The sequence below is a fragment of the Rhodanobacter thiooxydans LCS2 genome, from assembly GCF_000264375.1.
Lineage (GTDB): Bacteria > Pseudomonadota > Gammaproteobacteria > Xanthomonadales > Rhodanobacteraceae > Rhodanobacter > Rhodanobacter thiooxydans.
On the sequence record NZ_AJXW01000072.1, the window covers coordinates 36,552 to 61,068 of the forward strand.

Consider the following 24,517-nt stretch of genomic DNA (forward strand, 5'->3'; position numbering starts at 1 on the left):
TGCGCTCTGATGCGTGGATGATCGTCGTCCACCACCTCAACAACTCGCGTTCGCAACGCATCCTGTGGCTGCTGGAAGAACTCGGCGTGCCATACGAGATCAGGCGCTACCAGCGCGATCCGCAGACCATGCTGGCGCCGCCGGCATTGCGCGCGATCCACCCGCTGGGCAAGTCGCCGATGATCACCGACGGCGAACTCACCCTGGCCGAGTCCGGCGCGATCGTGGAATACCTTGCCGACCGCTACGGTGCAGCCAGGCTGATCCCCGCGCCCGGCACGCCCGAGCGGCTGCGCTGCAACTACTGGCTGCACTACGCCGAAGGCTCGGCGATGCCGCCGCTGCTGCTGAAGCTGGTGTTCCGCAGGATCGAGACGACGCCGATGCCGTTCTTCGCGAAGCCCGTCGCAAGGGGCATCGCGCGCAAGGTGCAGGGCGGCTTCGTCGACCCGCAGCTGAAACTGCACCTGGATTACCTCGAAGGCGAACTCGGCAAGAGCGAGTGGTTCGGCGGCGACACGTTCGGCGTCGCCGACATCCAGTTGAGCTTCCCGCTAGAAGCGTTCGCCGCGCGCGGCGGACTGGACGACCGTTACCCGCGGCTGGCCACCTTCCTGCAACGCATCCACGCGCGGCCGGCTTACCAGCGCGCGCTGCAGCAGGGCGGCGAATACCGGCTCGGCTGAACGGATCGCGCTGCCGCGCGGCGCTGTTTACGCCTCGCTCACGACGGCGCTGGCAGCCTCGGAAGCCCGCCGAGGAGAACACTCCCATGCGCCACCACGATATCGAGAGCCGGCTCCGCGATGCCGGCGAACGCGCCGGCCAACAGGCGCAGCGCTACGCCGATGGCGCTGCCGACCACGCGCATACCCTGCTGGAACGCAGCCGCGAGCTGGGCTCGCGCTGGAGCCGGCGCCGCGATTCGTACGGCCGTCAGCTGTCGCACGCGGCCGAGGATTTCGCCGACGAGGCGAACTACCAGTACCGCCGCCTGCGCCGCCAGGTAAACCGCCACCCGCTGGCCACCGCGGCGGTCGTGGCCGGTACGCTCGGGGCGTTCCTGCTGCTGCGCCGCGTGTTCCGCAACGACGACGAGTGAGCGCCGCGCACCCTTAGAACGCGCACGCGGAGCAGCGCAGCGGTGCGTGCCCGCCGCGGTATGCTGGCCGCCTGTATGTCAGGGGCGGATGCATGCGTTCGAGGGACCTCACCTTCCACCACCCGGTGGCGTTCTGGCTCGGCTGCGCCATGGTGATCGCCGGCGTGCTGGCGCATCTGCCGATGCTGGCGATGGCCGCGCCGATGCACTTCCGCCTCGCCGGCATGCCGATGGACAACCTGATGCTGGCCGGCATGGCGCTGGTGCCGCTCGGCGTGCTGCTCGCCGGCTATGGCCTGATGCCGCGGCTGCAGCAGATGCGGCGCACGCTGCACCCCGACCGCGAGCCGCTGCCATTCCACGCCGCCGACCACGTGCCGCTCAACCGCGAGCACTGGAAACTGGTGGCGGTGCTGACCATCGCGCTGGCGGTGGACGTGATGAAGCCGGCCACGATCGGTTTCGTGATGCCGGGGCTGTCGGCCGAGTACGGCATCAGCGGCGCGACCGCCGGCTGGCTGGCGTTGTCGGCACTGACCGGTACCGTGGTCGGCTCGATCGTGTGGGGCCGGCTCGGCGACCTGTTCGGCCGCCGCGCGACGATCCTGCTGTCGGCGCTGATGTTCATGGGTACCGCGATCTGCGGCGCGATGCCGAGCTTCGGCTGGAACCTGGTGATGTGCTTCATGATGGGCGCGGCCGCCGGCGGCATGCTGCCGATCACCTTCACCCTGATGGCCGAGACCATCCCGACCCGCCACCGCGGCTGGTTGCTGGTGGCGCTGGGCGGCGTCGGCACCTCGGCCGGCTACCTGCTGGCCTCGGGTGCCGCCGCGCTGTTCGAGCCGGCGTGGAGCTGGCGCTCGCTGTGGCTGCTCAACCTGCCCACCGGCGCGCTGATCATCCTGCTCAACCGCTATATCCCCGAGTCACCGCGCTTCCTCGCCCTGGCCGGTCTGGAGGATCAGGCGCGCGCGGTGCTGCAGCGCTTCTCGGGCGGCGTGGCGCCAGTGGCCTCCGCGCCTGCGTGCGACGCCGCCCACGCGCCGTCGCACGCGCCTGCACGCACCAGCATGCGCCAGTTGCTGCGCGGCCGGCATGCGGCGATCAGCTGGGGCCTGATGGTATGCGCGGTGGCCTGGGGCCTGGCGAACTTCGGCTTCCTGCTATGGCTGCCGGCGAACCTGGTGGCGCTGGGCATCGACGCGCAGGCCAGCGCGGCGCTGCTGGCGCGCTCGGCGATCATTGCCCTGCCCGGCATCGGCGTGGTGGTGTGGGCCTACCAGCGCTGGAGCAGCATCCGCAGCCTGGTGCTGTTCATCGCGCTGACCGCGCTGTCGCTGCTGTTCTTCTTCGCCATCGCGCTGGTCGACCTGCGCTCGACCGCGCTCACCACGGCAGGCACGGTGGCGCTGCTGCTGTGCATCAGCGGGGTGGTCGCCACGCTGATTCCGTACGCGGCGGAGATCTACCCGGTGCACCTGCGCAGTACCGGCGCGGGGCTGATCGCCGGCGGCTCGAAATTCGGCGGCATCCTCGGCGCACTGATCGGCGTGGCCGGCCTGTTCGAGCACTTCATGCTGTCGGCGCTGCTGCTCGCGCTGCCGATGGTGCTGGCCGGCTGGATGCTTGCGCGCAGCGGCATCGAGACGCGCGGGCACGGGCTGGAAGCGATCCAGCAGGCACTGTCGGAATAGTTGCAAGGAAAAGCCGCCTCGCGGCGGCTTTCCTGGCGTTGACGCCGAAGGCCAACAAGATCACACCGTCAGCGGGTTCGGCTTGTTCGGATCGAGCTTGTACTCGCGGATCGCGCGGGCCACGTCCTTGGCGTTGACCTTGCCTTCCTTCGCCAGCGCGGCCAGCGCGGCGTGGGCGATCCAGTAGCGGCTGATCTCGAAGAACTCGCGCAGGTGCTCGCGGGTATCCGAGCGGCCGAACCCGTCGGCGCCCAGCGCGGTGAAGGAGCGGCCCTCGGGCACGAACGCACGCACCTGGTCCACCACGCCGCGCACGTACTCGCTGGCGGCGATCACCGGACCGTCGTGCCCATCCAGGCACTGCGCGACGTGCGGCACGCGCGGCGTCTTGGCTTCCGGATGCAGGCGGTTCCATCGTTCGCAATCGAAGCCGTCGCGCGACAATTCGCTGAAGCTGGGGCAGGACCACACGTCGGCCTTCACGCCGAAGTCGGCATCCAGCAGTTCCGCGGCCGCGACCGCCTCCAGCACGGAACCGCCCGCGGCCATCAACTGCACGCGCGGTGCACCGTTCTTGCCCTTGCCCTTGGCGGCGCCGGCTCCCGAATCCCGGAACAGGTACATGCCCTTGACGATGCCGTCGTAGCAGCCCTCGGGCATGTCCGGGTGGGTGTAGTTCTCGTTGGTGGTGGTGATGTAGTAGAAGACGTCCTGCTGTTCCTCATACATCTCCTGCACGCCACGATGCAGCAGCACCGCCACCTCGTAGGAGAAGGTGGGGTCGTAGGCGCGGCAGTTGGGCACGGTGCCGGCCATCAGCTGCGAGGCGCAGTCGGAATGCTGCAGGCCTTCGCCGGGGAAGCTGGCGCCGGCGGTGGCGCCGACCAGGAAGCCGCGCGCACGCTGGTCGCCGGCGGCCCAGATCAGGTCGCCCACGCGGCGGAAGCCGAAGAACGAGTAGTAGATGAAGAACGGCAGCGTCGGCTGGTTGGACACCGAGTAGCTGGTGGCCGCGGCGATCCATGCCGACATGCCACCGGCCTCGGAGATGCCTTCCTGCAGCACCTGACCGTCCTGCGCCTCGCGGTAGTACAAGAGCTGGTCGGCGTCCTGCGGGCGGTACTTCTGGCCGAACGGCGCGTAGATGCCGATCTGGCGGAACATGCCTTCCATGCCGAAGGTGCGCGCCTCGTCGGCCACGATCGGCACCACGCGCGGGCCGAGCTGCTTGTCGCGCAGCAGGAGGTTCATGCCGCGCACCAGCGCCATGGTGTTGGAGATCTCGCGCTCGCCGGTGCCGGCGGTGATCTGCGCGAAGGCGGACAGCTCCGGCGCCTTGCACGGCACGTCGGTGCGGCGGCGACGCTGCGGCAGGAAGCCGCCCAGGGCGCGGCGGCGCTCCAGCATGTATTCCACCTCGGCCGAGTTCGCGCCGGGGTGGTAGTAGGGCACGCTGTCGAGCTTGTCGTCGGCGATCGGGATCTGGAAGCGGTCGCGGAAGTGCCGCACCGCATCGCCGGTCATCTTCTTCTGCTGGTGGGTGGGGTTTTCCGCCTCGCCCGAACCGATGCCCATGCCGTAACCCTTCACCGTCTTGGCCAGGATCACGGTGGGCATGCCCTTGGTGTTCACCGCCGCGTGGTAGGCGGCGTAGACCTTGTGCGGGTCGTGGCCGCCGCGGTTGAGGCGCCAGATGTCGTCGTCGCTGAGGTTGGCGACCATCTCACGGGTCTGCGGGTACTTGCCGAAGAAGTGCTCGCGCGTGTACGCGCCGCCGAACGCCTTGCACGCCTGGTACTCGCCGTCGACGGTTTCCATCATCAGCTTGCGCAGGATGCCGTCCTTGTCGCGCGCCAGCAGCGGATCCCAGTAGCTGCCCCAGATCACCTTGATCGCGTTCCAGCCGGCGCCGCGGAACTGGCCTTCCAGCTCCTGGATGATCTTGCCGTTGCCGCGCACCGGGCCGTCCAGGCGCTGCAGGTTGGCGTTGATCACGAAGATCAGGTTGTCCAGCCCCTCGCGGCCGGCCAGCGAGATCGCGCCCAGCGACTCGGGCTCGTCCACCTCGCCGTCGCCGAGGAAGCACCACACCTTGCGGTCGGACCTGGGAATCAGGCCGCGGTTTTCCAGGTAGCGGAAGAACTGCGCCTGGTAGATCGCCTGGATCGGGCCCAGCCCCATCGACACGGTGGGCATCTGCCAGTAGTCGGGCATCAGCCACGGGTGCGGGTAGGAGGTGAGCGAGCGCTCGCCACCGATCACGTCGGCGCGGAACAGGTCGAGCCGGTCTTCGCTGATGCGGCCCTCGAGGAAGGAGCGCGCGTAGATGCCGGGGCTGATGTGGCCCTGGTAGCCGATCAGGTCGCCGGGGTGCTCCGCGCTGGGTGCGCGCCAGAAGTGGTTGAAGCCCACGTCGTACAGCGTGGCCGAGGAGGCGAAGCTGGCGATGTGGCCGCCCAGCATGCCGGGCTTGCGGTTGGTGCGCACCACCATCGCCATCGCGTTCCAGCGGATCAGCGAGCGGATGCGCCATTCCATCGCCGCGTCGCCAGGGCTCTTCGCTTCGTTCGCCGGCGCGATGGTGTTGACGTAGGCGGTGGTCGGGTCGAACGGCAGGTGGCCACCCGAGCGGCGGGTGGTGTCGACCATCTGCTCCAGCAGGAAATGCGCACGTTCGGTGCCGTCGTGATGGATCACCGCATCGAGCGAGTCGATCCACTCCCGGGTTTCGGTGGGGTCGATGTCCTGGTTGAGGATGTCGTCGAGCTGATCCATGAAGATTCTCCGCGGCGCCGTTGCAGCGCCCATGCTTGTGGGGATATCCCGCCGCCGGGGGTCGCGGCGGGATCGGCATCCAAGTCTAGCCGCTGGGCCCGGGGGTCGCCATCGGCCTGTGCCCATGCGCCGGCGCACGGCGATGGCGGCGGCGACCGCGACGGATTGCCGCGCGCCGCCCGGCGGGCCGCCGCCGACTCAGCCGCTGTGGCGATTCGCCGCGCGGATCTGCGCCTCGACGCAGGCCACCGCACTCATGTTCACCACCCGGCGCACGGTCGACTGCGGCATGAGGATGTGCGCCGGCTTCGCCACACCCATCAGGATCGGCCCGATCACCACGCCGTCGGAGAGCATGCGGGTCATGTTGTAGGCGATGTTGGCCGCGTCCAGGTTGGGGAACACGAACACGTTCGCCTTGCCCTCCAGCCGCGAATTCGGGAACAGCTTCTCGCGCAGCGAGGGCACCAGCGCCACGTCGGCCTGCATCTCGCCCTCCACCTCCAACCGCGGCGCACGGGCGCGGATCAGTTCCAGCGCCCTATGCATCTTCTTGGCGCCGCAGGTGTCGCGGCTGCCGAAGTTGCCGCCGGACAGCAGTGCGATCTTCGGCGTGATGCCGAACAGCTTCAACCGGATCGAGGCCTGCAGGGTCGCCTCGGCGATCTGCTCCGGGCAGGGATCGTCCTGCACGTGGGTGTCGAGGTAGAAGAAGGTGCCCTTGTCGGTGGCCACCGCGGCCATCGCCGACGGCTCGACCACGCCGGCATCCAGGCCGATGATGTCGCGGATGTAGCGCAGCTTGCCCTGGTACTGGCCGACCAGGCCGCAGATCATCGCGTCGGCCTCGCCCCGCTCGACCATCAGGGAGGCGATCGCGGTGGGCCGCGAGCGCACCACCGCCTTGGCCATCGACGGAGTCACGCCGCGGCGCTCCATCAGCCGGTGGTAGTGCTGCCAGTAGTCGTCGAAGCGCGGGTCGGAGTTGATGTTGCAGATCTCGATATCCACGCCTGGACGGATGCGCAGGCCAGCGCGCTTGATGCGCTTTTCGATCACTTCCGGGCGGCCGATCAGGATGGGCCGTGCCAGGCCTTCGTCGACCACCACCTGCACCGCGCGCAGCACGGTCTCTTCCTCGCCCTCGGCGTAGACCAGTCGCGCCGGCGCGGACTTGGCCCGCTCGAACACCGGCTTCATCAGCAGCCCGGTGCGGAACACGAAGCTGGTCAGCTGGTCGTTGTACGCGGCGAAGTCCGCGATCGGCCGCGTCGCCACGCCCGACTCCATCGCCGCCCGCGCCACCGCCGGCGGCAACTGGATCAGCAAGCGCGGGTCGAACGGCTGCGGGATCAGGTACTCCGCGCCGAAGCTCGGCGGCTTGCCGCCGTAGGCACGCGCGCTGACGTCGGACGACTCGCGCCGCGCCAGCGCCGCGATCGCCTTGACGCAGGCGATCTTCATCGGCTCGTTGATCACCGTGGCGCCCACGTCCAGCGCGCCGCGGAACAGGTAGGGGAAGCACAGCGCATTGTTGACCTGGTTCGGGTAGTCCGAACGGCCGGTGGCCATGATGCAGTCCGGCCGCACCGCCTTCGCCTCTTCCGGGGTGATCTCCGGGTTCGGATTGGCCAGCGCGAAGATGATCGGTCGCGCAGCCATGGTGGCGACCATTTCCGGCTTGAGGATGCCGCCGGCGGACAGGCCGAGGAACACGTCCGCGCCCTCGACGATCTCGGCCAGCGTGCGTGCCTTGGTGTCGCGCGCGTAACGCTGCTTGTCGGGGTCGAGATCGGTGCGTTCGGTGTGGATCACGCCGTTGCGGTCGAATGCCAGGATGTGCTCCGGCTTCACGCCCAGCGCCACCAGCATATCGAGGCAGGAGATGCCCGCCGCGCCGGCGCCGGTGGTGGCCACGCGGATGTCCCCGATCTTCTTGCCGACCACGATAAGCGCGTTGAGCAGCGCCGCGCCGACGATGATCGAGGTGCCGTGCTGGTCGTCGTGGAACACCGGGATCTTCATCCGCTCGCGCAGCTTGCGTTCGACGATGAAGCACTCCGGCGCCTTGATGTCCTCCAGGTTGATGCCGCCGAAGGTCGGCTCAAGGCTGGCGATGATGTCGACCAGCTTGTCCGGGTCGTTCTCGGCGATTTCGATGTCGAACACATCGATGCCGGCGAACTTCTGGAACAGCACGCCCTTGCCTTCCATCACCGGCTTGGCTGCCAGCGGTCCGATGTTGCCCAGGCCGAGCACCGCGGTGCCGTTGGTGATCACCGCGACCAGGTTGGAGCGCGCGGTGTACTCGGCCGCCGTGGTCGGATCTTCCACGATCGCATCGCAGGCTGCGGCCACGCCGGGCGAGTACGCCAGCGACAGGTCGCGCTGGGTCAGCAAGGAAGTGGTCGGGGTGACCTTGATCTTGCCGGGGCGCGGCAGGCGGTGGTACTCGAGGGCAGCGAGACGCAGTTCTTCGGGCAGTGACATGGTTGCAGCTTTGCTTGAATGAGTCCCGTGATGTTATCAGGGACCACATGTCGGCACGCTGTCATGGCACCGGCTGCGGAAGTAGCCGCGGCAATCCGACACGCCAGGTCAGACGTCCAGCGACAGATCGCCAGCCTGCACCTTGCTCATGTGGATGCCGTTGACGAAGACCGAGAATGCGAGTTTTCCGGCCAGCCCGTGCACGTGCTGCATCCACGGCGGCAGCCAGCGCGGCGGCAGGATCGCGCCGGAGTCGAAGTGCGGCTGCAGCGCGACCACGTCGTGCAGGGTCAGCTTGCCGGCAAACAGATGCCGCAGAAGGTCCATCCGTCGCTGCCGCAACGCCCAGCGGAAGAACGTGTGCACGGTGAGCAGGCCGGACAGGTAGACGTTGTCCTTGGCGAACGCCGCACCGCCACCCAGCGGCACGCCGCGGAACACGCGCTGGGCCGAATGGAAACTGTCCGCCGCGTTCTGGCCGCAGGCGCTGAAATACTTGTAGACCTCGACGAAGTCGGCGCCGTTGAGCGCCATGTCGATCGCCAGGATGCGCAGGCTGATGCGCTTGAGCCGGGCAATATCGATCGCGCCGGACATCAGCTCGGCGAACACCGCCAGTCCTTCCTGGGTCGCGGTGACCCGCGGCGAGGTGCGCGCCAGCGAGGCCAGCAGCGGCTGCCGGCGGCCGTTCAGCGCGGTCAGCGAATGTACGAACGCCTCGTGCGCCAGCAGCTGGTGGCGGTCGTATGCGCTGAAGCTGGCGCCGCCGCGCAGGCGGATGCGGGTGGCGCCGGCGGCGGCCTTGGCGGTCAGCTCGGGGTCGACCTCGACGCTGATGGTGCCGGCGCCGAAGAACTCGTCCAGGGTGGCAGCCAGATCGCTGCGCAATACGTCGGCTGGCATGTTCACGCTGCTGTCGTCAGCCAGCAGGTCCGCACCCAGCTCGTCGGACAGCTCGACGAAGTAGCGCGCCGCGTCGAGGTTGCTGCGCTGGCTGCCGGGGATGGTGTCGTCCGGCCGCCCGTACAACACGATCGACGGTGCGGTGACGCCGGCGCTGCCGACCGACTCCAGCATGCCGGCGGCGATGCGCCAGGATTCGGCAGTGCGGCGCAGGTAGTCGCCCAGCGGGTCGCTGTCCGCCGGGTCCCCGCCGCCGGCGGCCGCCTCGATCGCCGCCAGTTCGGCGCGCGCCGCGGACAGGTCCGGCCGCGCGTAGCTCACCTGCGGCAAGGCGAAGCGGCCGCCGGCGTAGTCCGCGATCATGCGATCCTCCAGCGATGCCGGCCACGCCACCGTGGGCAGGATGCGGATGCCGCGCACCGCCGCCAGCAGGCGCTGATCGAGCGCGGCGTAGCGCTGCAGCTGCGGCGCCACGGCGCCGTCCGCCGTGCTCATCGCGCGGCCCCACGCGACGCGCCGGAACGACGGCACGGCCCGGGACCTGACGACGACAACCGGCGCATGCCTGCCCTCCGCTGCAACAATGCCGCGATACTAGATGCTTTGGCGTGCCCCGTCCGCAAGGCCACGCGTGCCGGTTTCAATCCCGCTCGCGCTGCCCGCGATGGCCATGCGGGCGCTCGATGGGCCGGCCGCCGCGCTGGCGGCGCAGGCGCGCTTCCAGGGTCGCCGCCTGCTCCTCGCGCTCATCGTGCAGCTTGAGGAAGCTGCGCCAGCGCCCAGGCGCCAGCTCGCCGCTGTCCAGCGCCGCCTGTACCGCGCAGCCCGGCTCGCTGCCGTGGCCGCAGTCGGCGAAACGGCATTGCTCGGCCAGCGCCTCGATGTCGGCGAACAGGTCGAGGCTTTCCTCGCCGGTCAGCTTCAGCTCGCGCATGCCGGGGGTGTCGATCAGGCAGCCGCCCGAGGGCAGCTGCAGCAGCGCGCGATGGGTGGTGGTGTGGCGACCGCGGCTGTCGTGGCGGCGCACCTCGGCGGTAGCCATGCGGGCGATGCCGAGCAAGGTGTTGGTCAAGGTGGACTTGCCGGCGCCGGAGGAGCCGACCAGCACCGCGCTGTCGCCTGGCTGCAGGTAGGCGGCCAGCGGCGCCACGCTGGCCGGGTCCTTGCCGTTCAGCGCGTGGATCGGCGTGCCCGCGGGCAGTCGCGCGCGCAGGGCGTCGAGCTGGGCGGCGGCGTCCTCGCGCGTGTCGAGCTTGCTCAGCAGCACCACCGGTTGCGCGCCGGAACCCTCGGTCAGCGACAGGTAGCGCTCGATCCGCGCCGGGTTGAAATCACCGTCAAGCCCGGTCAGCACCAGCACGTAGTCGATGTTGGCGGCGATCAGCTGGCGCTCGTAGCGCTCGCCCGCCGCCGCGCGCGACAGCAGCGTACGCCGCGACAGCACCTTGACGATGTGCGGCGGCCGCCCCGGCTCGACCTCGACGAAATCGCCGACCACCGGCCGCTCGGCCGGGTCGAGGCCGCGCTTGAGAAAACGCCCGTCCGGCTGCGCGCCGAACAGGCTCTCGCCGTCGTGCAGCTCATAGCCGGCGCGATGCTGGGCCACCACCCGCGCCAGCCGCAGCCCGGCGCCGGGCAGCGCGCCGCCGCGCCAGCCGATGCGGCGCAGGCGTTCGATCGTTGCGGCTTCACTCATGGGGAGGATCGGTCGGCACGGTCCGGCGATTATGCCCTGCCTGAAGATTGCCCGACGATGAACCGGAAATCGGCCCGAAACCCGCTCGCGCTGCACTGCACCACGCTGCTAGCATCAGGGCCGTCGAACCCATCCCAGGCATGCAGAGGACACCGGCATTGGCCCCGATCACACCCAGTGCGCACCTGGCGGACGTGCGCTACGAAATCCGCGGCGCGCTGACCCGGCGTGCACGAGAGCTGGAGGCTGCCGGCCTCGACATCATCAAGCTCAACATCGGCAACCCCGGCCGCTACGGCTTCGCGGCGCCGGCGCACCTGCGCGAGGCGATCGCCACCCACCTGCACGACAGCGAGGCCTACGGCCACGAGCAGGGGCTGGAGCCGGCCCGCGAAGCGATCGCCGCGCAGCAGCGCGCACGCGGTGCGCGCGGCGTCGAGGCCGAGCGCATCTTCATCGGCAACGGCGTCAGCGAACTGATCGACCTGAGCCTGCGCGCGCTGCTGCAGGCCGGCGACGAGGTGCTGCTGCCCAGCCCCGACTACCCGCTGTGGAGCGCCGCCACCATTCTCAACGGCGGCCAGCCGCGCTACTACCGCTGCCTGGCCCGCGACGGCCACCTGCCCGATCCGGACGAGGTCGAGGCGCTGGTCACCCCGCGCACTCGCGCGCTGGTGCTGATCAACCCGAACAACCCCACCGGCGCGGTGTACCCGCGCGCGCTGCTGCAGCGGCTGGTGGACATCGCCGCGCGGCACCGGCTGCTGCTGCTGTCCGACGAGATCTACGACGAGATCCTGTACGACGGCGCCGCATTCCAGCCGCTGGCCGAGGTGGCCGGCGAGGTGCCCTGCCTCAGCTTCGGCGGCCTGTCCAAGGTGCACCGCGCCTGCGGCTACCGGGTCGGCTGGATGAGTCTGTCCGGTGCTCGCGCACGCACCGCCGCGTACCGCGATGCGCTGCAGCTGCTGGCCGCGCTGCGCCTGTGCGCAAACGTCACCGCGCAGTGGGCGGTGCTGCCGGCGCTGCAGGACGCGCCCACGATCGGCACGCTGACCGCGCCCGGCGGGCGCCTGCACGAGGCGCGCCGGATCGTGCTGGAAGGGGTGGCGGCCAGCGACCATCTGGAACTGGTCGCCCCGGGTGGCGCGCTGTACGCGTTCCCACAGGTACGCGCCGAGCGCATTCCCAGCTTCGACGACGAGGCCTTCGCGCTGCGCCTGCTGGAAGAGGAATCGGTGCTGGTGGTGCCCGGCAGCAGCTTCAACGTGCCGGGCAGCCGCCACTTCCGGCTGACCCTGCTGCCGCCGCCGGCGCAGCTGCGCGAGGTGTTCGTGCGGATCGAGCGGGTGCTCTCGCGGATGGCGCATGAGCAGTCGCCCAACCCCGCCGTCGCGGTGGCCTGACCGCATGCCGAGCTGGCTCGCCCTTGGCGACTCCTACACCATCGGCGAAGCGGTGGCCACGCACGAGCGCTGGCCGGCCGTGCTGGCGCAGCGGCTGCGCCGGGCCGGCTTGCCGATCGGCGAGCCGCAGATCGTCGCCGTCACCGGCTGGACCACCGACGAACTGGCGCAGGGCATGGACGCCGCGCCGCTGGCGCCGCCCTACGCGCTGGTGACGCTGCAGATCGGCGTGAACAACCAGTACCGCGGCCGCCCGGCCGAGGACTACCGCAGCGAGTTCGCCGGCCTGCTGGCCCGCGCGATCACGCTGGCCGGCGAGCGCGCGACGCGGGTGGTGGTGGCGTCGATCCCCGACTGGGGCGTCACCCGCTTCGCCGCCAGGCAGGGCCGCGACGGCGCGCGCATCGCCGCAGAACTGGACATCTACAACGCGATCGCCGGCGACGCCTGCCGCCGCGCCGGCGTGCGTTTCGTCGACGTCACCGGCATCTCGCGCCGACACCCCGAGCTGCTCGCCGAGGACGGCCTGCACCCTTCCGCCGCGCAGTACGTGCTGTGGGCGGAGGCGATCGAGCCGGGCGCGCGCGCGGCGCTTCGCTCCTGACCGCAACGACCCTGCAACCATTCCGCCATCGCACGGTGACGTGGCGATCGCACACTGGCGCCCCGGGCCACCACCGGGGAATGCGCCATGACCAGCCTGCACTGCCGCAGCGCCTTCATCTCCGACGTGCACCTGGGCACGCCGGACTGCAAGGCCGCCTACCTGCTCGACTTCCTGCGCCGGCTGCGCTGCGAGAAGCTCTACCTGGTCGGCGACATCATCGACCTGGAGGCACTGTCCCGACGCCAGGGCTGGCGCGCCGAACACGGCGCGGTAATCGCCGAGGTGCTGGCGCTGGCGCGCCGCGGTGTCGAGGTGACCTACATCCCCGGCAACCACGATGCGCCGATGCGGGGCCTGCACGGGCAATGCATCGGCGGCGTGCGGATTGCGCTGGACGCCGTGCACATCGGCGCCGACGGTCGCCGCTACCGGGTCAGCCACGGCGACGAGTTCGACCCCGAACGGCTCGGCCGCCGCTGGATGCTGCAGCTCGGCGAGGCGATGCATCGACTCATCTGCTGGAGCAACCGCCGGCTGCATGCGCTGCGCCAGCGGCTGGAACTGCCGTACCTGCCGCTGTCGATCATCCTCAAGTCGCGCATCGCACGGGCGCTGGCATATATCCGCGCCTACGAGCAGCGCGTGGCCGCCGATGCGCGCGAACGCGGCTTCGACGGCCACATCTGCGGGCACATCCACTTCGGCCACGTGCGCGAGCTGGACGGCGTGCTCTACCTCAACGACGGCGACTGGGTCGAGCACTGCACCGCGCTGGTCGAGGACCACACTGGCGCAATGGAGCTGATCCACTGGAGCGAGCAGCCCACCGCGCTGGGCCGGGCCAGCCGCGAACTGGTGTGGCCCTCCCCTGCCGCGGTGCTGGCGCTGGCGCCGCTGGGCGCGTGCCGGCACGACCTGGGCGAACTGCACCGGGCCGCCTGAAGCGGGCGGGCTTGAAGGTCGGCGGGCCTCCCGCATATCGGACGGCGTATCATTGGTCTTCTTCCCCGGAGTTTCCCATGTCCCTCGACGCCGCCACCCGCGAACGTATTGAAACCCTGCTCAAGGACCACCGCGTGGTGCTGTTCATGAAGGGCAACCGCCAACAGCCGATGTGCGGCTTCTCCGCCGCCGCCACCAACACGCTGAACGAGCTGCTGCCCGAGTACCACACGGTCAACGTCCTGGACGATCCGGAGATCCGCGAGGGCATCAAGGCCTACGGCGAATGGCCCACGATCCCGCAGCTGTACGTGGAAGGCGAACTCGTCGGTGGTGCCGACATCATCCGCCAGATGTACGGCAGCGGCGAGCTGCACGCGCTGTTCGGCATCGCCGCGCCGGACCGTACCCCACCGGAAATCACCGTCACCGATGCCGCCGCCGAGGCGATCCGCCAGGGCACTGCCGGCGCGCAGGGCATGGCGCTGCACCTGGAGATCGGCCCCGACCACAGCGCCGGCTTCCAGCTGGCGCCGGCCGGCGAACACGACATCGTGGCCGCGGCGAACGGGCTGGAAATCCACTTCGACCCGGCCAGCGCGCAGCGCGCGAAGGGCGTCGTGATCGACTGGGTCTCCACCGTGCAGGGCGAGGGCCTCAGCCTGAAGTTCCCCGGCGCCGTCGAGATCAAGTCGCTCAGCGTGCAGCAGCTGCAGCAGCGCCTGGCCGCCAACGACATCACCCTGGTCGACGTGCGCCCCGCCGCCGGCCGCGCCATGGCCGCGCCGCTGGCGCAGGCGCGGGTGCTGGAAGAGGAAGGCTACGAAAACCTGGCCAGCCTGCCGAAAGACACCGCGCTGGCCTTCATCTGCCACCATGGCATGTCCAGCCGCGCCATGGCCGAACGCTTCGCCGCGCACGGCTTCAGCAACCTGCACAATGTGGAAGGCGGCATGGATGCGTGGGCCAGTGAGATCGACCCGGGCATGCCATGCTACTGAGCGGCATCGCAGCCGGCTGACACAGGAAAACGGCGCCTGGAGGCGCCGTTTTCACTGGGGCCGATGCGGCGCCGATCAGGCAGGGCCGGCAGGCAGCTCGCACGACGCGTTGAAGTCGCCGATGGTCTCGACCAGGTCGGTGACCGCCGCCTGCTCCGCCTCGGTCAGGTCGGGGTTCCAGCTGTCCAGAATCAGCACCACGCGGGTGAACTGACTGCGGTTCCAGGCCTCGTGCTCGAAGGTGTCGTCGAACGTGACGCAACTTCCCTCGCGCCAGGAATGGATCTGCCCGCCCACGCGCAGCGCGCAGTCGGACGGCACGATCAGCGGCAGGTGGGTGACCAGGCGGGTGTTGGTCACGCCGCGGTGCGGCAGGATATGGGTGCCCGGGCGCAGTACCGAAAACAGCGCTTCCGGCGCATGGTCGCGGATGCGTACCAGCGGCACCGCATCCAGCAGGGCGCTGGTGCGCGGGCAGGCGGCGCAATGGTCCTCGTAGCGGTCGCCATGGCGATGGAAGAAGTAGGCATCCCATGCGGCGGCGTGGCCATCCGACCCACGCAGCATCGACTGCGCCTGGGCGGGGTCGTCCACGCCGAGGAAGGACTCCAGCGGCTGCTCGCCCGCCAGCACGCCCAGCAGTTCTTCGCGCACCGCCGCGGCGGCCGCCTCCAGCGTCTCGTGCCAGGGGAAGCGCTCGCGCGGATAGAACGGCTGGCTGGGAACGTCGGGAAAATAGAGGAACAGCGGACGCTGGCGCGGATCGATCGACGGCATCGGCTCCAGCCCGAGATGGATCGCCAGCGCACGATCCACCCGGCGCAGCTCGGAGCGGCCGTAGCGCTCGCGCAACGGCTCCAGCGCCGCATCGAACAGGCGCCTGCGCCCGGCATTGGCGTAACTCATTGCGTATTTCACCGACTCGCGCAGGCCGGGCGCGGTGGTCGCGTCACTGAGCCAGCGGCCCTGCTCCTGCGCACTGCGCACGGCCATGAAATAGGCGGCCAGCGCCTGCTCTGCCCGCCCCAGCTGCTCCAGCGCGATACCCAGGCGCAACCGCGCCAGGAACATGTGCGGCGCTGCCGCCAGCGCCCGTTGCAGGTGGCTGGCGGCGGCATCGAAGTCGCCGCTGGCAAGATGCACGTTGCCCAGCTGGTGAGCCACGCCGGGATGGTCGGGATGCGCCCGCTCGGCCCGGTTCAGCAGCAGCAAGGCCTGCGGCGCGTTGCGCCGGGCCAGCTCGCGGTCGGCCAGGAAGATCAGTGCGTCGGCATCATCGGGCTCGTGCTCGAGCAATTGCCGACAGGAGGATTCCGCCGCCGCCATCTGTCCGCCCTGCAACTGCGCGCGAACGGCCTCCCGCAATGACGACACTGGGTCGGACGTAGGGGAAACGCTCATCGATGGTGCTCCGCGGGTTGTGCCATGCCACAGCTGCCCGAACCAAGCGGACCGTGGTCGAGCAGGCATAATAGCCGTTCGCGGCGCGGCCGCGCCCACCACACATCACGGAGCCCGGATGTCGGCACGACTGCATGGCCTCACCCCTGACCTGACGCGGGCCGTATCCGCCGTCGCGCGGGCGCTCGACGACGGCCGTCTCGATGTCGCGATCGCACGCATGGCGCCGCTGCTCGCGAGCCAGCCCGATCATCCCGAAGTGCAGCGCCTGCACGCCGGCATCCTGGGCATGCAGGGGCGCCACCAGGAAGCCATCGCCCTGATGCGCACGGCACTCGCCGGCCAGCCGGACGACCCGGTCTACCTCAACACGCTGGCCACCCTGCTCGGCCAGGCCGGCGAATACGATGGCGCCATCGATGCCCTGCAGGCCGCCTGCCGGCTGCAGCCGGACATGGCGCTGGCCTGGTACAACCTCGGCGTCATGCTGACCCGCAGCGTGCGCAACGACGAGGCCGAGGCCGCCCTGCGCCGCGCGGTGGAGCTCGACCCGCACGCCACCGACGCACGCGCGCTGCGGGCGGACATGCTGCGCATGCGCGGGCAACCGGCCGAAGCCGCCGCCGAATACCGCCGCGTGCTGGCCGAACGGGCATGGGCCGGCATGGCGTGGTGGGGGCTGGCCGACCTCAAGACCACGCGCATGGGCGAGGCCGACGTCGCCGCCATGCAGGCCGCATTGCGGGAACCGCGCGCCACCGACGACGACCGCATCGCGATCGGCTTCGCGCTGGCGCGCGCGCTGGACGACCAGGGCCAGTACGCCGAATCACTGCAGGCGATCGCCACGGCAAACACCATCGCGCGGCGGCGCCAGCAATGGAACGCCGCCGGCTACTCGGCGGCGATCGGCGCCCTGGCGGCGGCCTTCGATCCGCCGCCGGCGGGCGCGGACGAGCCCGGCCTGGGGCACGAGGTGATCTTCATCGTCGGCCTGCCGCGGTCCGGCTCCACGCTCGCCGAGCAGATCCTCGCCTCGCATCCGCAGGTGGAGGGCACCGGCGAGCTGCCGGACCTGCCGCAGGTGCTGGCCGAGGAGTCGCGTCGGCGCGGGCAGCCGTTTCCGCGCTGGGTGCCGCACATGCAGCCCGCCGACTGGTCGCGACTCGGCCACCGCTATCTCGAACGCACGGCCCATTGGCGCAAGCACCGCCCGCGCTTCACCGACAAGTTGCCGAGCAACTGGATCTATGCCGAAGCCATCCGCGCCATGCTGCCGGGAGCGCGCATCGTCGGCTGCCGTCGCGACGCGCTGGAGACCTGCTTCTCCTGTTATCGCCAGCGCCTGGACAACAACGAGTACAGCCGCGACTTCGGCGACCTGGCCAGTTTCTGGCGCGACTGCGACCGCAGTCTGCAGCGGCTCGCCGGGCGCCATCCGCGGGCGGTGCTGCTGCACGACTACGAGGCGCTGCTGGCCGAGCCGGAAGCCCGCATCCGCGCCTTGCTGGACTTCTGCGGGCTGCCGTTCAACCCGGCCTGCCTGAGTTTCCATGAAAACACCCGCGAGGTGCGCTCGCCCAGCGCCAGCCAGGTGCGCCAGCCGCTGCGCGGCGACACCGCGCACAGCACACGCTATGGCGCCTTGCTCGACCCGCTGCGCACGGCGCTCGACCTGCCGCCCTGGCCGGTCTGACCGCATCCGCGGAAGCGCCCATGACGCCGACCTCGCCTGCACTTCCGGATGAGCAGCTGTCGCTGCAAGCCGCGCAGGCGCAGGTCTTGCGCGGCGACGTGGCGGCTGCAGCGAGTACGCTGGAAGCGGCCGTCGCCGCGCATCCCGAATCCGACGAGCTTGCGCTGGCGCTCGCCGGCCTGGCGATCCAGCGCGGCGATCGACGCGGCGCCGAACGGCGCCTGCGAGGCATCCTGCAGCGCGCGCCGGGCCATCTGCCCGCCGCCTTCGTGCTGGCGCGCCTGCTGCGCGAGCAGGGCCGGATGGTGGCTGCCGGCGAGGTGCTGACCGGCGCCTGCACGGCCAGCACCGCCAGTATGGAGCAGCGGCTCACCGCGGTGGAGTTGCTCGACGACTGCGGGCGCCAGGCGCAGGCGCTGCAGCTGTGCACGGACGCCTTCGCCCGCGGCCTCGACGATCCCCGCCTGCGTGCGCACGCCGGCGCGCTGGCGTCGCAACTGGGACGTTTCGACGAGGCACGCCTGCATCAGCAGGCAGCGCTGGCTGGCAGCCCGCTGGCGCTGGAATGGCACGTCCCGCTCGGCCTGGCCGGCCTGCAGCGCTACCGCGACCGCCAGCATCCAGACCTCGCGCTGTTTGAACATTACCTGGCGCGCAACGATCTGAGCCCGCACGCGCGCAGCGGTCTGCTGTTCGCGTTGGGCAAGGCCTGCGACGATCTCGGCGAGCATGCCCGCGCCGCCGCCGCCTGGGCCGAGGCCAACCGCATGGTGCGCGAGCGGCAGCCATGGAACCGCAAGGCATGGCGGCGCAGCGTGGAACTGCGGCTGGCGCGGCCGGCGCCGCCCGTCCAGCCGGATACGGGCCACGACTGGACGCCCATCTTCATCGTGGGCATGCCGAGGTCCGGCAGCACGCTGCTGGCCGAACAGCTGGCCCGGCACCCGGCGGTGCGGCATCGCGGGGAGCTGCCCTGGCTGCCGACGCTGGCACCGCGCCTGGATGCCATCGCCTCGGACCGCGAACGCGCCGCGCAGATGCCGCTGGCCGCCGCGGCCTATACGGCGCAACTGGTGCAGGACGATGCCCCGGCGCGCTGGTACATCGACAAGCAGCCGCACAACGACATGCACGTGGACCTGATCCTCGCGCTGTTCCCGCAGGCGCGGGTGATCCATTGCCGCCGCAACGCCCGCGACAACGCGCTCTCGCTGTGGATGCAGTCGTTCCATCCCGGCACGCAGGACTTTGCCTGTGATTTCGCCGACATCGCGGCGGTCATCCACGGCACGCGGCGGCTGATGGCGCACTGGCAACGGCGTTACCCGACCGCCGTGCGCGAAGTGCGTTATGAAGACCTGGTCGCCGACCCCGCCGCCTGCATCGGCGCCCTGGCCGACTGGCTCGGGCTGCCCGCTGCCATCCCGCCCGTGGCGCCCGGCCAGGAACGCGCCATCAACACGGCCAGCCTGTGGCAGGCGCGCCAGCCCGTGCACTCCCGCTCGGTGCAGCGTTGGCGCGCCTACGCCGCACTGCTGCCGGAGCTTGCATGCATGGCGGACGACTGAGGATCAGCCGCCAGCGGACTCGTCGGCGTCCGCGACGGGATAGCCCCAGTGCCGGAGCATCGGGTCGAGGATCGGCAGCGCCGGGGCCAGCGCCTCGCGATAGCGCTTCCAGCGATCGAGCCCCTTGCGGTTCACCGGCTGGGTGACCTGCGCGTAGCTCGGCGTGGCGATGAAGCCCTTGTCGCGCGCGTGGCGATCGAAATGCAGCAGCGGCGTGGCGTCCTCCAGGCCGAGGAAGTCGGCGATGCGCCGCGTCTGCGCCGCCGGGTCGGCCACCAGGTCCTCATAGCGGGAAACGAACACGTTTGGCTGGAACAACGCCACGTCGTGCAGCCAGCATTCCATCGCCGTCACGTACGCGGTCGCCAGCTTCTCCATCGAGGCGCACGCCACGGCCAGCACGGCCGCACGGAAGTTCTGCATGTAGTTGCTGACCAGCACGTCGCACGGGTGGCGCAGTGCGAGGATGAACTTCGCCTCGGGGAACAGCCGGTAGATCAACGGCAGCCACAGCATGTTCAGCGGATTCTTGTCGACCAGCTGTGCACTCCAGTGCCGCTGGATCTTCGAGCAGACCAGGCTCACGTAGCCCTTGCGCAACTCGTCGCAAGCGTGCTGATCGAGCTTGTGCAGATCCTGCGGCACCACGATGCCGTGATCGGCAAGCTGGTCGGAAAGGATGGTGAAGAACGGCCGCTCGTCCATTGACTGCAGCGCCGGGTGGGCGTCGAGCATCAGTTCCAGCAGGGTCGTGCCCGAGCGCGGGTAGCCCACGATGAACACGGGGGAGCTCGCGCTGTCGGGCCCCTGCAGCACCGGCCAGCGTCGGAACTCCTCGGCGCCGATGCGTTCCACCGCGGCCGGAAGCACCGGCGCAGCGGGATCGAAGCGACGCGGCGCATTGTGCTTCAGCTCCTCGATCTGGCGCGCATGCGCCTCGTGCAGCGCGGCGATCGCACCGGGGTAATCGCGCAGCTTGTCGCAGGCCTCGGCCAGGGAAAAGAAATGCGCATAATCGTCGGACGTGCGCGGCCCGGCTTGCTCAAGCAGCCGCCGCGCCTGCTCGGTTTGCCCGCGTCGCAACGCCAGCTTCGCGCGCTGATGGACGATCTCCAACTGCGCCTCGGCATCCAGTGCCGGATGATTTCGCTCCACCTGGTCGAGCAGGGCCGCGCTGCCGTCGAGGTCGTTGACGCGTTCATAGACCGCGGCCAGCAACAGCCGCGCCGGGAGATGGCCGGGCGTGCGCCCCAGCAGCTCCTCCAGCAACACGCGGGCGATGTTCGCCTCGCCGAGCACCAGTTGCAGGTCGGCCAGTTCCAGCTGCAGCGCATCGTCCAGCGAGGTCCAGTCGCGCCAGGGACGGAGCAGTTCCTCCGCACGCGAGTCGCGGCAGGCCGAACAGGCGCGCGCAGCATGGATGCGTGCAGCCGGCGCTGCCGGATCCAGCGCGTGGGCGCGCAGCAGCGTGTCGCGGGCGGCCTGGTAATCCTTTCGTTCGAGCTGCAACAGGCCCAGGTTGGTCAGCTGCTCCCCGTTGTCGGGCGCCAGTGCGATCGAACGCAGGTAAGCGTTCTCAGCTTCCTGTACGCGCCCCGCCTCACGCAGCGCGGTCGCGTAATTGCCCCAGTGCAGCGAGTCGTCGGGATGCTTCTGCGCCAATGCCGCGTAAACCTCCAGCGCCTCGGCCAAACGGCCCTGCTGCTGCAAGCCGATCGCGAGAAAGAGGGCGAGGTCGGGATCGTCGGGACGGGCGGCCAGGGCCACCCTTGAAAGGCGCTCCACCTCGGCCGGCCGGCCGGACTGCAGGGCGCTGAGAATGTCGTTGATCACGGGAGAGGCAACTATCCAAAAAAGAAGAGCCGCGCGGGTTGCCCGCGCGGCTCGTCAGCTTCAGCTACTCAGTACTGTCCAGTCAATCAGAACGACACCGTCACGCGGCCCCAGAAGTAGCGGCCCTGCAGGTCGAAGTCGCTCGGATCGGTGTTGGCGTTGAGCGTGTTGTTGGCGTACAGGAACGGTGGCTGCTTGTCGAACAGGTTGTTCACGCCAAAGTCCACGCGCGTGTTGAACTGTTCGATGTTGTAGCCGATCGACACGTCGTTGTAGATCGTCGCGCCGTACTTGAACTCGACGCCGTGCAACTGAGCCGCCGGGTCTACCGTGATCTGCGCCGGGAAGGTGTCCTGCGACGGGCTCTTCGAGCCGTTGCGGAACGCGCCGATATAGCGCACGCGCCACGAGGCGTTCCAGCCGCCCAGGTTCCAGTTCACGAAGCCGTTGCCGCGCCAGCGCGGGAACAGGCATACGCCGCCACCGCTCGGGCAGGTCGACGCCTGGCTGGAGCCGAACGGCATGAAGTGGCCGGCGTCGTGGAACACCGTGTTGGCACTGGTGCCCGGCGCGGTCTGCTGGTCATAGCGCGACATGTAGGTCCCATCCAGGCCCACCACGAACTTGCCGAACGAGAACTCCGGCAGGCTGTAGCGACCGGAGAAGTCGACACCCGACACGTCCGTGCGGCCCAGGTTGCCGGTCGGCTCGACGATCTGCGCGATTTGGCCGGGGTTGGCACTGCCAGTCGGGAAGCGGGTGATCAGCGGGCAGTACTGGCTGATGCCGGCGTAGCAGAGGTCGAGCACGGTCTGGGCGCCGATCGAGGAGATCGTGTCCTTCAGGTACAGGTGCCACGCGTCGACACTGAGCGACAGCCCCGGCACGTAGCTCGGCGAGTAGACGAAGCCGACGTCGAACGACTTGCCCTTCTCCGGCCCCAGCGGGAACCCGGCGTACTTCGAGCCGGAGGAAATGCCCTTGATCTGCTGGCCGAGCGCCACGTCCTGGTTGACGAAGCTGCCATCGGTCGGCACGCCCACGCAGGCCGGATTGGCGGTGGTGATGCCGTTGCAGGGGTCGTTGCTGAGCTTCGGCGCGTCACTGATCGGCGCGCCGAAGACGTTGTTGATGGTCGGCGCACGGAACACCTCGGACACCGTGCCGCGCAGCAGCAGGTCGGTGATCGGGCGGTATTCCACCGCGAACTTCTTGTTGTTGGTGCTGCCGAAGGTGCTGTACTTCGAGTAGCGGTCACCGATGGTGACGTTCAGCGACTGCGCGAACGGCAGATCGGTCAGGATCGGCACGAACACCTCGGCGTAGGCCTCCTTCACGTTGTAGCCGCCACGCAGCGGCGAGCTGCACTGGCTGCCCAGGGTGCAGTTGCCGGTGGCCGGGTCGATCAGCAGCAGCGGATCGATTTCCGAGCGGGTGTATTCCTTGCGGTAGGAAGCGCCCGCGGCCAGCTGCACGGTACCGGCCGGCAGGTCGAACACGCCACCGTTGACGTCGGCCGAGTACACACGCTGGATGTTGAACTGGTTGCTGATCGCCGGCACGGCGGCCGCCTGGAGGGCCGCCACCGAGTTCGGGTCGAACAGGTTGAACGGGTTGAACGGCGTGCAGCCGGCCGCGCCCGAATCGCAAACCACCTTGCCGGTGGCAGCATCCAGATGCGATGGACCCAGGTCCGCGTTGATCTTGTCCTGGTTCGGCAGGCCGCGGGTGATGGTCTGCTGCGAGAAGTGGCCGTACCCCATGCCCACGTCCCAGTTCCAGTCGTGGTTCAGCAGGTTGAAGTCACCCTTGAAACCGGTGTGGATCTGGTCGGTGGTGGTACCGAAGTTGGCCGCGCGATTGCCGGCGGACACCAGGCGTGCGCGGTAGTCCAGACCGGCCGACGAATACTCCTGGCCGAACGGGTTGTAGTAGCTGTCGGCCGAGATCACCGCGCCGTATAGGCTGCCGAGCAGCGCCGGAGCCAGCTGGAAGCCCGAGCTGGTCTTGTTGTGGTACGCGTCCATGTAGGTCTGGACGTGGTCACCCAGATTGTAGGTGCCCTTCAGCCAGAAGCTGGTGCGCTCCTGCGGGGTCTGGATCAGGTTGACCGTCGCATAGTTGTACTTGTCGGCGTTGGTGAAGCAGTGGTAGTCGGTGGCGATGTTCTGGCCGCTGGCACCCGGATTCAACGCCACGTTCTTGCAGTCGTACTGTCCCGGGCCGGTACCCCGATACTGGGTCGGCAACTGGACGCGGCCGTAGGCCGGGAAGCTGGAGCCACCGACGTAGCTGTAGATCGGGGTCTGGCTGCTGCCGTAGATCGACACCGCGTTCTTGGAGAAATCGCGGTTCTTGGCCAGCACGGCTTCGGTCTTGTTGTAGTCGACGCCGCCCATGATGCTGCCCTTGTCGGACGTCTGGCCGAACGTGAACCGGTAACCGGTCGAAGCGCCATCATTGCGGTCGGACTCGCCATAGGTCGCCGCGAACTGGGCGCCCTGGTAGTCCTTCTTGAGGATGAAGTTCACCACGCCGCCGATCGCGTCGGAGCCGTAGACCGAGGACGCGCCGTCAGTCAGCACCTCGATGCGCTCGATCATGTCAGCCGGGATCGAGTTCGGATCGCCGTTGATGATGCGCTTGCCGTCGATCAGGATCAGGGTGCGCTGGGCGCCCAGGCCACGCAGGCCGATCGAGGAACCGCCGGTGCCGCCGCTGTTGTTGACCTGCGGGTTGATGTTGCCGCCGGTCACCGCCGGCAGCTGCTGCACGATGTCGCCCAGCGTGAGCTTGCCGGTGGCCTTGATCTGCGCGGCATCAATGGTCACGACCGGGTTGGACGTTTCCAGGTCCACGCGACGGATGTGCGAGCCGGTGACCACGACGGTCTGCAGTGTCTGGGCCTTTTCCTGACTGGGCTTGTTCGTGTCCTGGCTACCCGTGTCCTGGGCGAAGACCGTGCCCGAGGCACCTACTGCAATGACCGCACCCAACGAAAGCGCGAGGCGGACTGATGAAGAAAGTTTTGTGACCCCAAGTTTCATGAAAACACCCTCCGATTAATTTTTGTCGTAAGCCAGAATCTGCATGAATCCTGCCCCAAAACACCACCCGATCTGGTTGCCGAACCCCTGACCCCGGGGTACCCAGACCGGGCCGATACTAACAGGCAAATAACACTATGTGTGAACTAGCATCAAGGGCAAACCTTGCCGAGGCGGCCTGATGGTCGTCCACGCGTCCCGCGGTTCGACCGATGCAGCCGGCGTTCCGGCGGCTACTGTATTACGCCATGTTTACATGTTGTCAACTATTTCAAAACACGAAAGTTTTTGCGTTTGGTGGCGAGCCCGCCGCTACCCTGTGGTGGCCATGAAATCCCGCGCCGGGCCGCGCC

Annotated in this window: 16 protein-coding genes; 9 read left to right on the forward strand and 7 right to left on the reverse strand. The window is 69.3% G+C overall.

The annotated features are described in order from the left end of the window. Positions 1-17: 17 nt before the first annotated feature. The 3 genes from UUA_RS14215 (at position 18) to UUA_RS14225 (ending at position 2,799) form a co-directional block, all read left to right on the forward strand. Positions 18-686, forward strand: coding sequence for a glutathione S-transferase family protein (locus tag UUA_RS14215; protein ID WP_008438091.1), 669 nt, complete (start codon positions 18-20; stop codon positions 684-686). A gap of 86 nt (positions 687-772) precedes the next feature. Then, positions 773-1,102: a hypothetical protein gene (locus UUA_RS14220; protein ID WP_008438092.1), complete on the forward strand. Its 330-nt coding sequence runs from the start codon at positions 773-775 to the stop codon at positions 1,100-1,102. Between the two features lie 92 nt (positions 1,103-1,194). Next, the gene (locus tag UUA_RS14225) at positions 1,195-2,799 is read left to right on the forward strand and encodes an MFS transporter (protein WP_008438093.1); all 1,605 of its coding nucleotides are present in this window, start codon (positions 1,195-1,197) and stop codon (positions 2,797-2,799) included. A gap of 60 nt (positions 2,800-2,859) precedes the next feature. Here UUA_RS14225 and aceE read toward each other — a convergent pair whose 3' ends face one another. The 4 genes from aceE to rsgA form a co-directional block, all read right to left on the reverse strand. Beyond that, a complete protein-coding gene (aceE, locus tag UUA_RS14230; protein WP_008438094.1) occupies positions 2,860-5,574 on the reverse strand; it encodes a pyruvate dehydrogenase (acetyl-transferring), homodimeric type in 2,715 nt (904 codons plus the stop codon). Between the two features lie 198 nt (positions 5,575-5,772). Then, positions 5,773-8,064 (reverse strand): NADP-dependent malic enzyme, encoded by a 2,292-nt coding sequence (locus UUA_RS14235; RefSeq protein WP_008438095.1) that lies wholly within the window; start codon positions 8,062-8,064, stop codon positions 5,773-5,775. A 108-nt stretch (positions 8,065-8,172) separates the two neighbouring features. Then, positions 8,173-9,462: a peptidase MATCAP family protein gene (locus UUA_RS14240; protein WP_008438096.1), complete on the reverse strand. Its 1,290-nt coding sequence runs from the start codon at positions 9,460-9,462 to the stop codon at positions 8,173-8,175. Positions 9,463-9,607: 145 nt separating this feature from the next. Beyond that, on the reverse strand, positions 9,608-10,663 hold the full coding sequence (rsgA, locus tag UUA_RS14245; protein ID WP_008438097.1) for a ribosome small subunit-dependent GTPase A: 1,056 nt from the start codon (positions 10,661-10,663) through the stop codon (positions 9,608-9,610). A gap of 158 nt (positions 10,664-10,821) precedes the next feature. Between rsgA and UUA_RS14250 the strand changes: the two genes are divergently transcribed. The 4 genes from UUA_RS14250 to grxD all read left to right on the forward strand — a co-directional run bounded on the left by UUA_RS14250 (position 10,822) and on the right by grxD (position 14,619). After that, positions 10,822-12,069, forward strand: a complete 1,248-nt coding sequence (locus UUA_RS14250; RefSeq protein WP_008438098.1) for an aminotransferase class I/II-fold pyridoxal phosphate-dependent enzyme — start codon at positions 10,822-10,824, stop codon at positions 12,067-12,069. Positions 12,070-12,073: 4 nt separating this feature from the next. Continuing rightward, entirely contained in the window at positions 12,074-12,673 is a 600-nt protein-coding gene (locus UUA_RS14255) for an SGNH/GDSL hydrolase family protein (protein ID WP_008438099.1), read from the forward strand. Positions 12,674-12,760: 87 nt separating this feature from the next. Next, positions 12,761-13,618: a UDP-2,3-diacylglucosamine diphosphatase gene (locus UUA_RS14260; RefSeq protein ID WP_008438100.1), complete on the forward strand. Its 858-nt coding sequence runs from the start codon at positions 12,761-12,763 to the stop codon at positions 13,616-13,618. Between the two features lie 77 nt (positions 13,619-13,695). Then, positions 13,696-14,619, forward strand: coding sequence for a Grx4 family monothiol glutaredoxin (gene grxD / locus UUA_RS14265; protein ID WP_008438102.1), 924 nt, complete (start codon positions 13,696-13,698; stop codon positions 14,617-14,619). A gap of 75 nt (positions 14,620-14,694) precedes the next feature. On the opposite strand, the gene UUA_RS14270 is transcribed toward grxD, so the two are convergent. Continuing rightward, positions 14,695-16,020, reverse strand: a complete 1,326-nt coding sequence (locus tag UUA_RS14270; protein ID WP_039954133.1) for an aspartyl/asparaginyl beta-hydroxylase domain-containing protein — start codon at positions 16,018-16,020, stop codon at positions 14,695-14,697. A gap of 118 nt (positions 16,021-16,138) precedes the next feature. Here UUA_RS14270 and UUA_RS14275 point away from each other — a divergent pair, with 118 nt between their 5' ends. Next, positions 16,139-17,716, forward strand: coding sequence for a tetratricopeptide repeat-containing sulfotransferase family protein (locus tag UUA_RS14275; RefSeq protein ID WP_008438106.1), 1,578 nt, complete (start codon positions 16,139-16,141; stop codon positions 17,714-17,716). Positions 17,717-17,736: 20 nt separating this feature from the next. Next, positions 17,737-19,284: a tetratricopeptide repeat-containing sulfotransferase family protein gene (locus UUA_RS14280; protein WP_008438108.1), complete on the forward strand. Its 1,548-nt coding sequence runs from the start codon at positions 17,737-17,739 to the stop codon at positions 19,282-19,284. Positions 19,285-19,287: 3 nt separating this feature from the next. On the opposite strand, the gene UUA_RS14285 is transcribed toward UUA_RS14280, so the two are convergent. Then, positions 19,288-21,117, reverse strand: coding sequence for a tetratricopeptide repeat-containing sulfotransferase family protein (locus UUA_RS14285; protein ID WP_008438109.1), 1,830 nt, complete (start codon positions 21,115-21,117; stop codon positions 19,288-19,290). Positions 21,118-21,203: 86 nt separating this feature from the next. Further along, the gene (locus tag UUA_RS14290; protein WP_008438110.1) at positions 21,204-24,113 is read right to left on the reverse strand and encodes a TonB-dependent receptor plug domain-containing protein; all 2,910 of its coding nucleotides are present in this window, start codon (positions 24,111-24,113) and stop codon (positions 21,204-21,206) included. Positions 24,114-24,517 lie beyond the last annotated feature (404 nt).

Excerpts from the sequence above, each read along its gene's own strand:
- grxD (WP_008438102.1), top strand. The coding sequence starts at position 13,696 with ATGTCCCTCGACGCCGCCACCCGCGAACGTATTGAAACCCTGCTCAAG.
- UUA_RS14220 (WP_008438092.1), top strand. The coding sequence starts at position 773 with ATGCGCCACCACGATATCGAGAGCCGGCTCCGCGATGCCGGCGAACGC.
- UUA_RS14260 (WP_008438100.1), top strand. The coding sequence starts at position 12,761 with ATGACCAGCCTGCACTGCCGCAGCGCCTTCATCTCCGACGTGCACCTG.
- UUA_RS14240 (WP_008438096.1), bottom strand. The coding sequence starts at position 9,462 with ATGAGCACGGCGGACGGCGCCGTGGCGCCGCAGCTGCAGCGCTACGCC.
- UUA_RS14215 (WP_008438091.1), top strand. The coding sequence starts at position 18 with ATGATCGTCGTCCACCACCTCAACAACTCGCGTTCGCAACGCATCCTG.
- UUA_RS14255 (WP_008438099.1), top strand. The coding sequence starts at position 12,074 with ATGCCGAGCTGGCTCGCCCTTGGCGACTCCTACACCATCGGCGAAGCG.
- UUA_RS14275 (WP_008438106.1), top strand. The coding sequence starts at position 16,139 with ATGTCGGCACGACTGCATGGCCTCACCCCTGACCTGACGCGGGCCGTA.
- UUA_RS14270 (WP_039954133.1), bottom strand. The coding sequence starts at position 16,020 with ATGAGCGTTTCCCCTACGTCCGACCCAGTGTCGTCATTGCGGGAGGCC.
- rsgA (WP_008438097.1), bottom strand. The coding sequence starts at position 10,663 with ATGAGTGAAGCCGCAACGATCGAACGCCTGCGCCGCATCGGCTGGCGC.
- aceE (WP_008438094.1), bottom strand. The coding sequence starts at position 5,574 with ATGGATCAGCTCGACGACATCCTCAACCAGGACATCGACCCCACCGAA.
- UUA_RS14235 (WP_008438095.1), bottom strand. The coding sequence starts at position 8,064 with ATGTCACTGCCCGAAGAACTGCGTCTCGCTGCCCTCGAGTACCACCGC.
- UUA_RS14225 (WP_008438093.1), top strand. The coding sequence starts at position 1,195 with ATGCGTTCGAGGGACCTCACCTTCCACCACCCGGTGGCGTTCTGGCTC.
- UUA_RS14280 (WP_008438108.1), top strand. The coding sequence starts at position 17,737 with ATGACGCCGACCTCGCCTGCACTTCCGGATGAGCAGCTGTCGCTGCAA.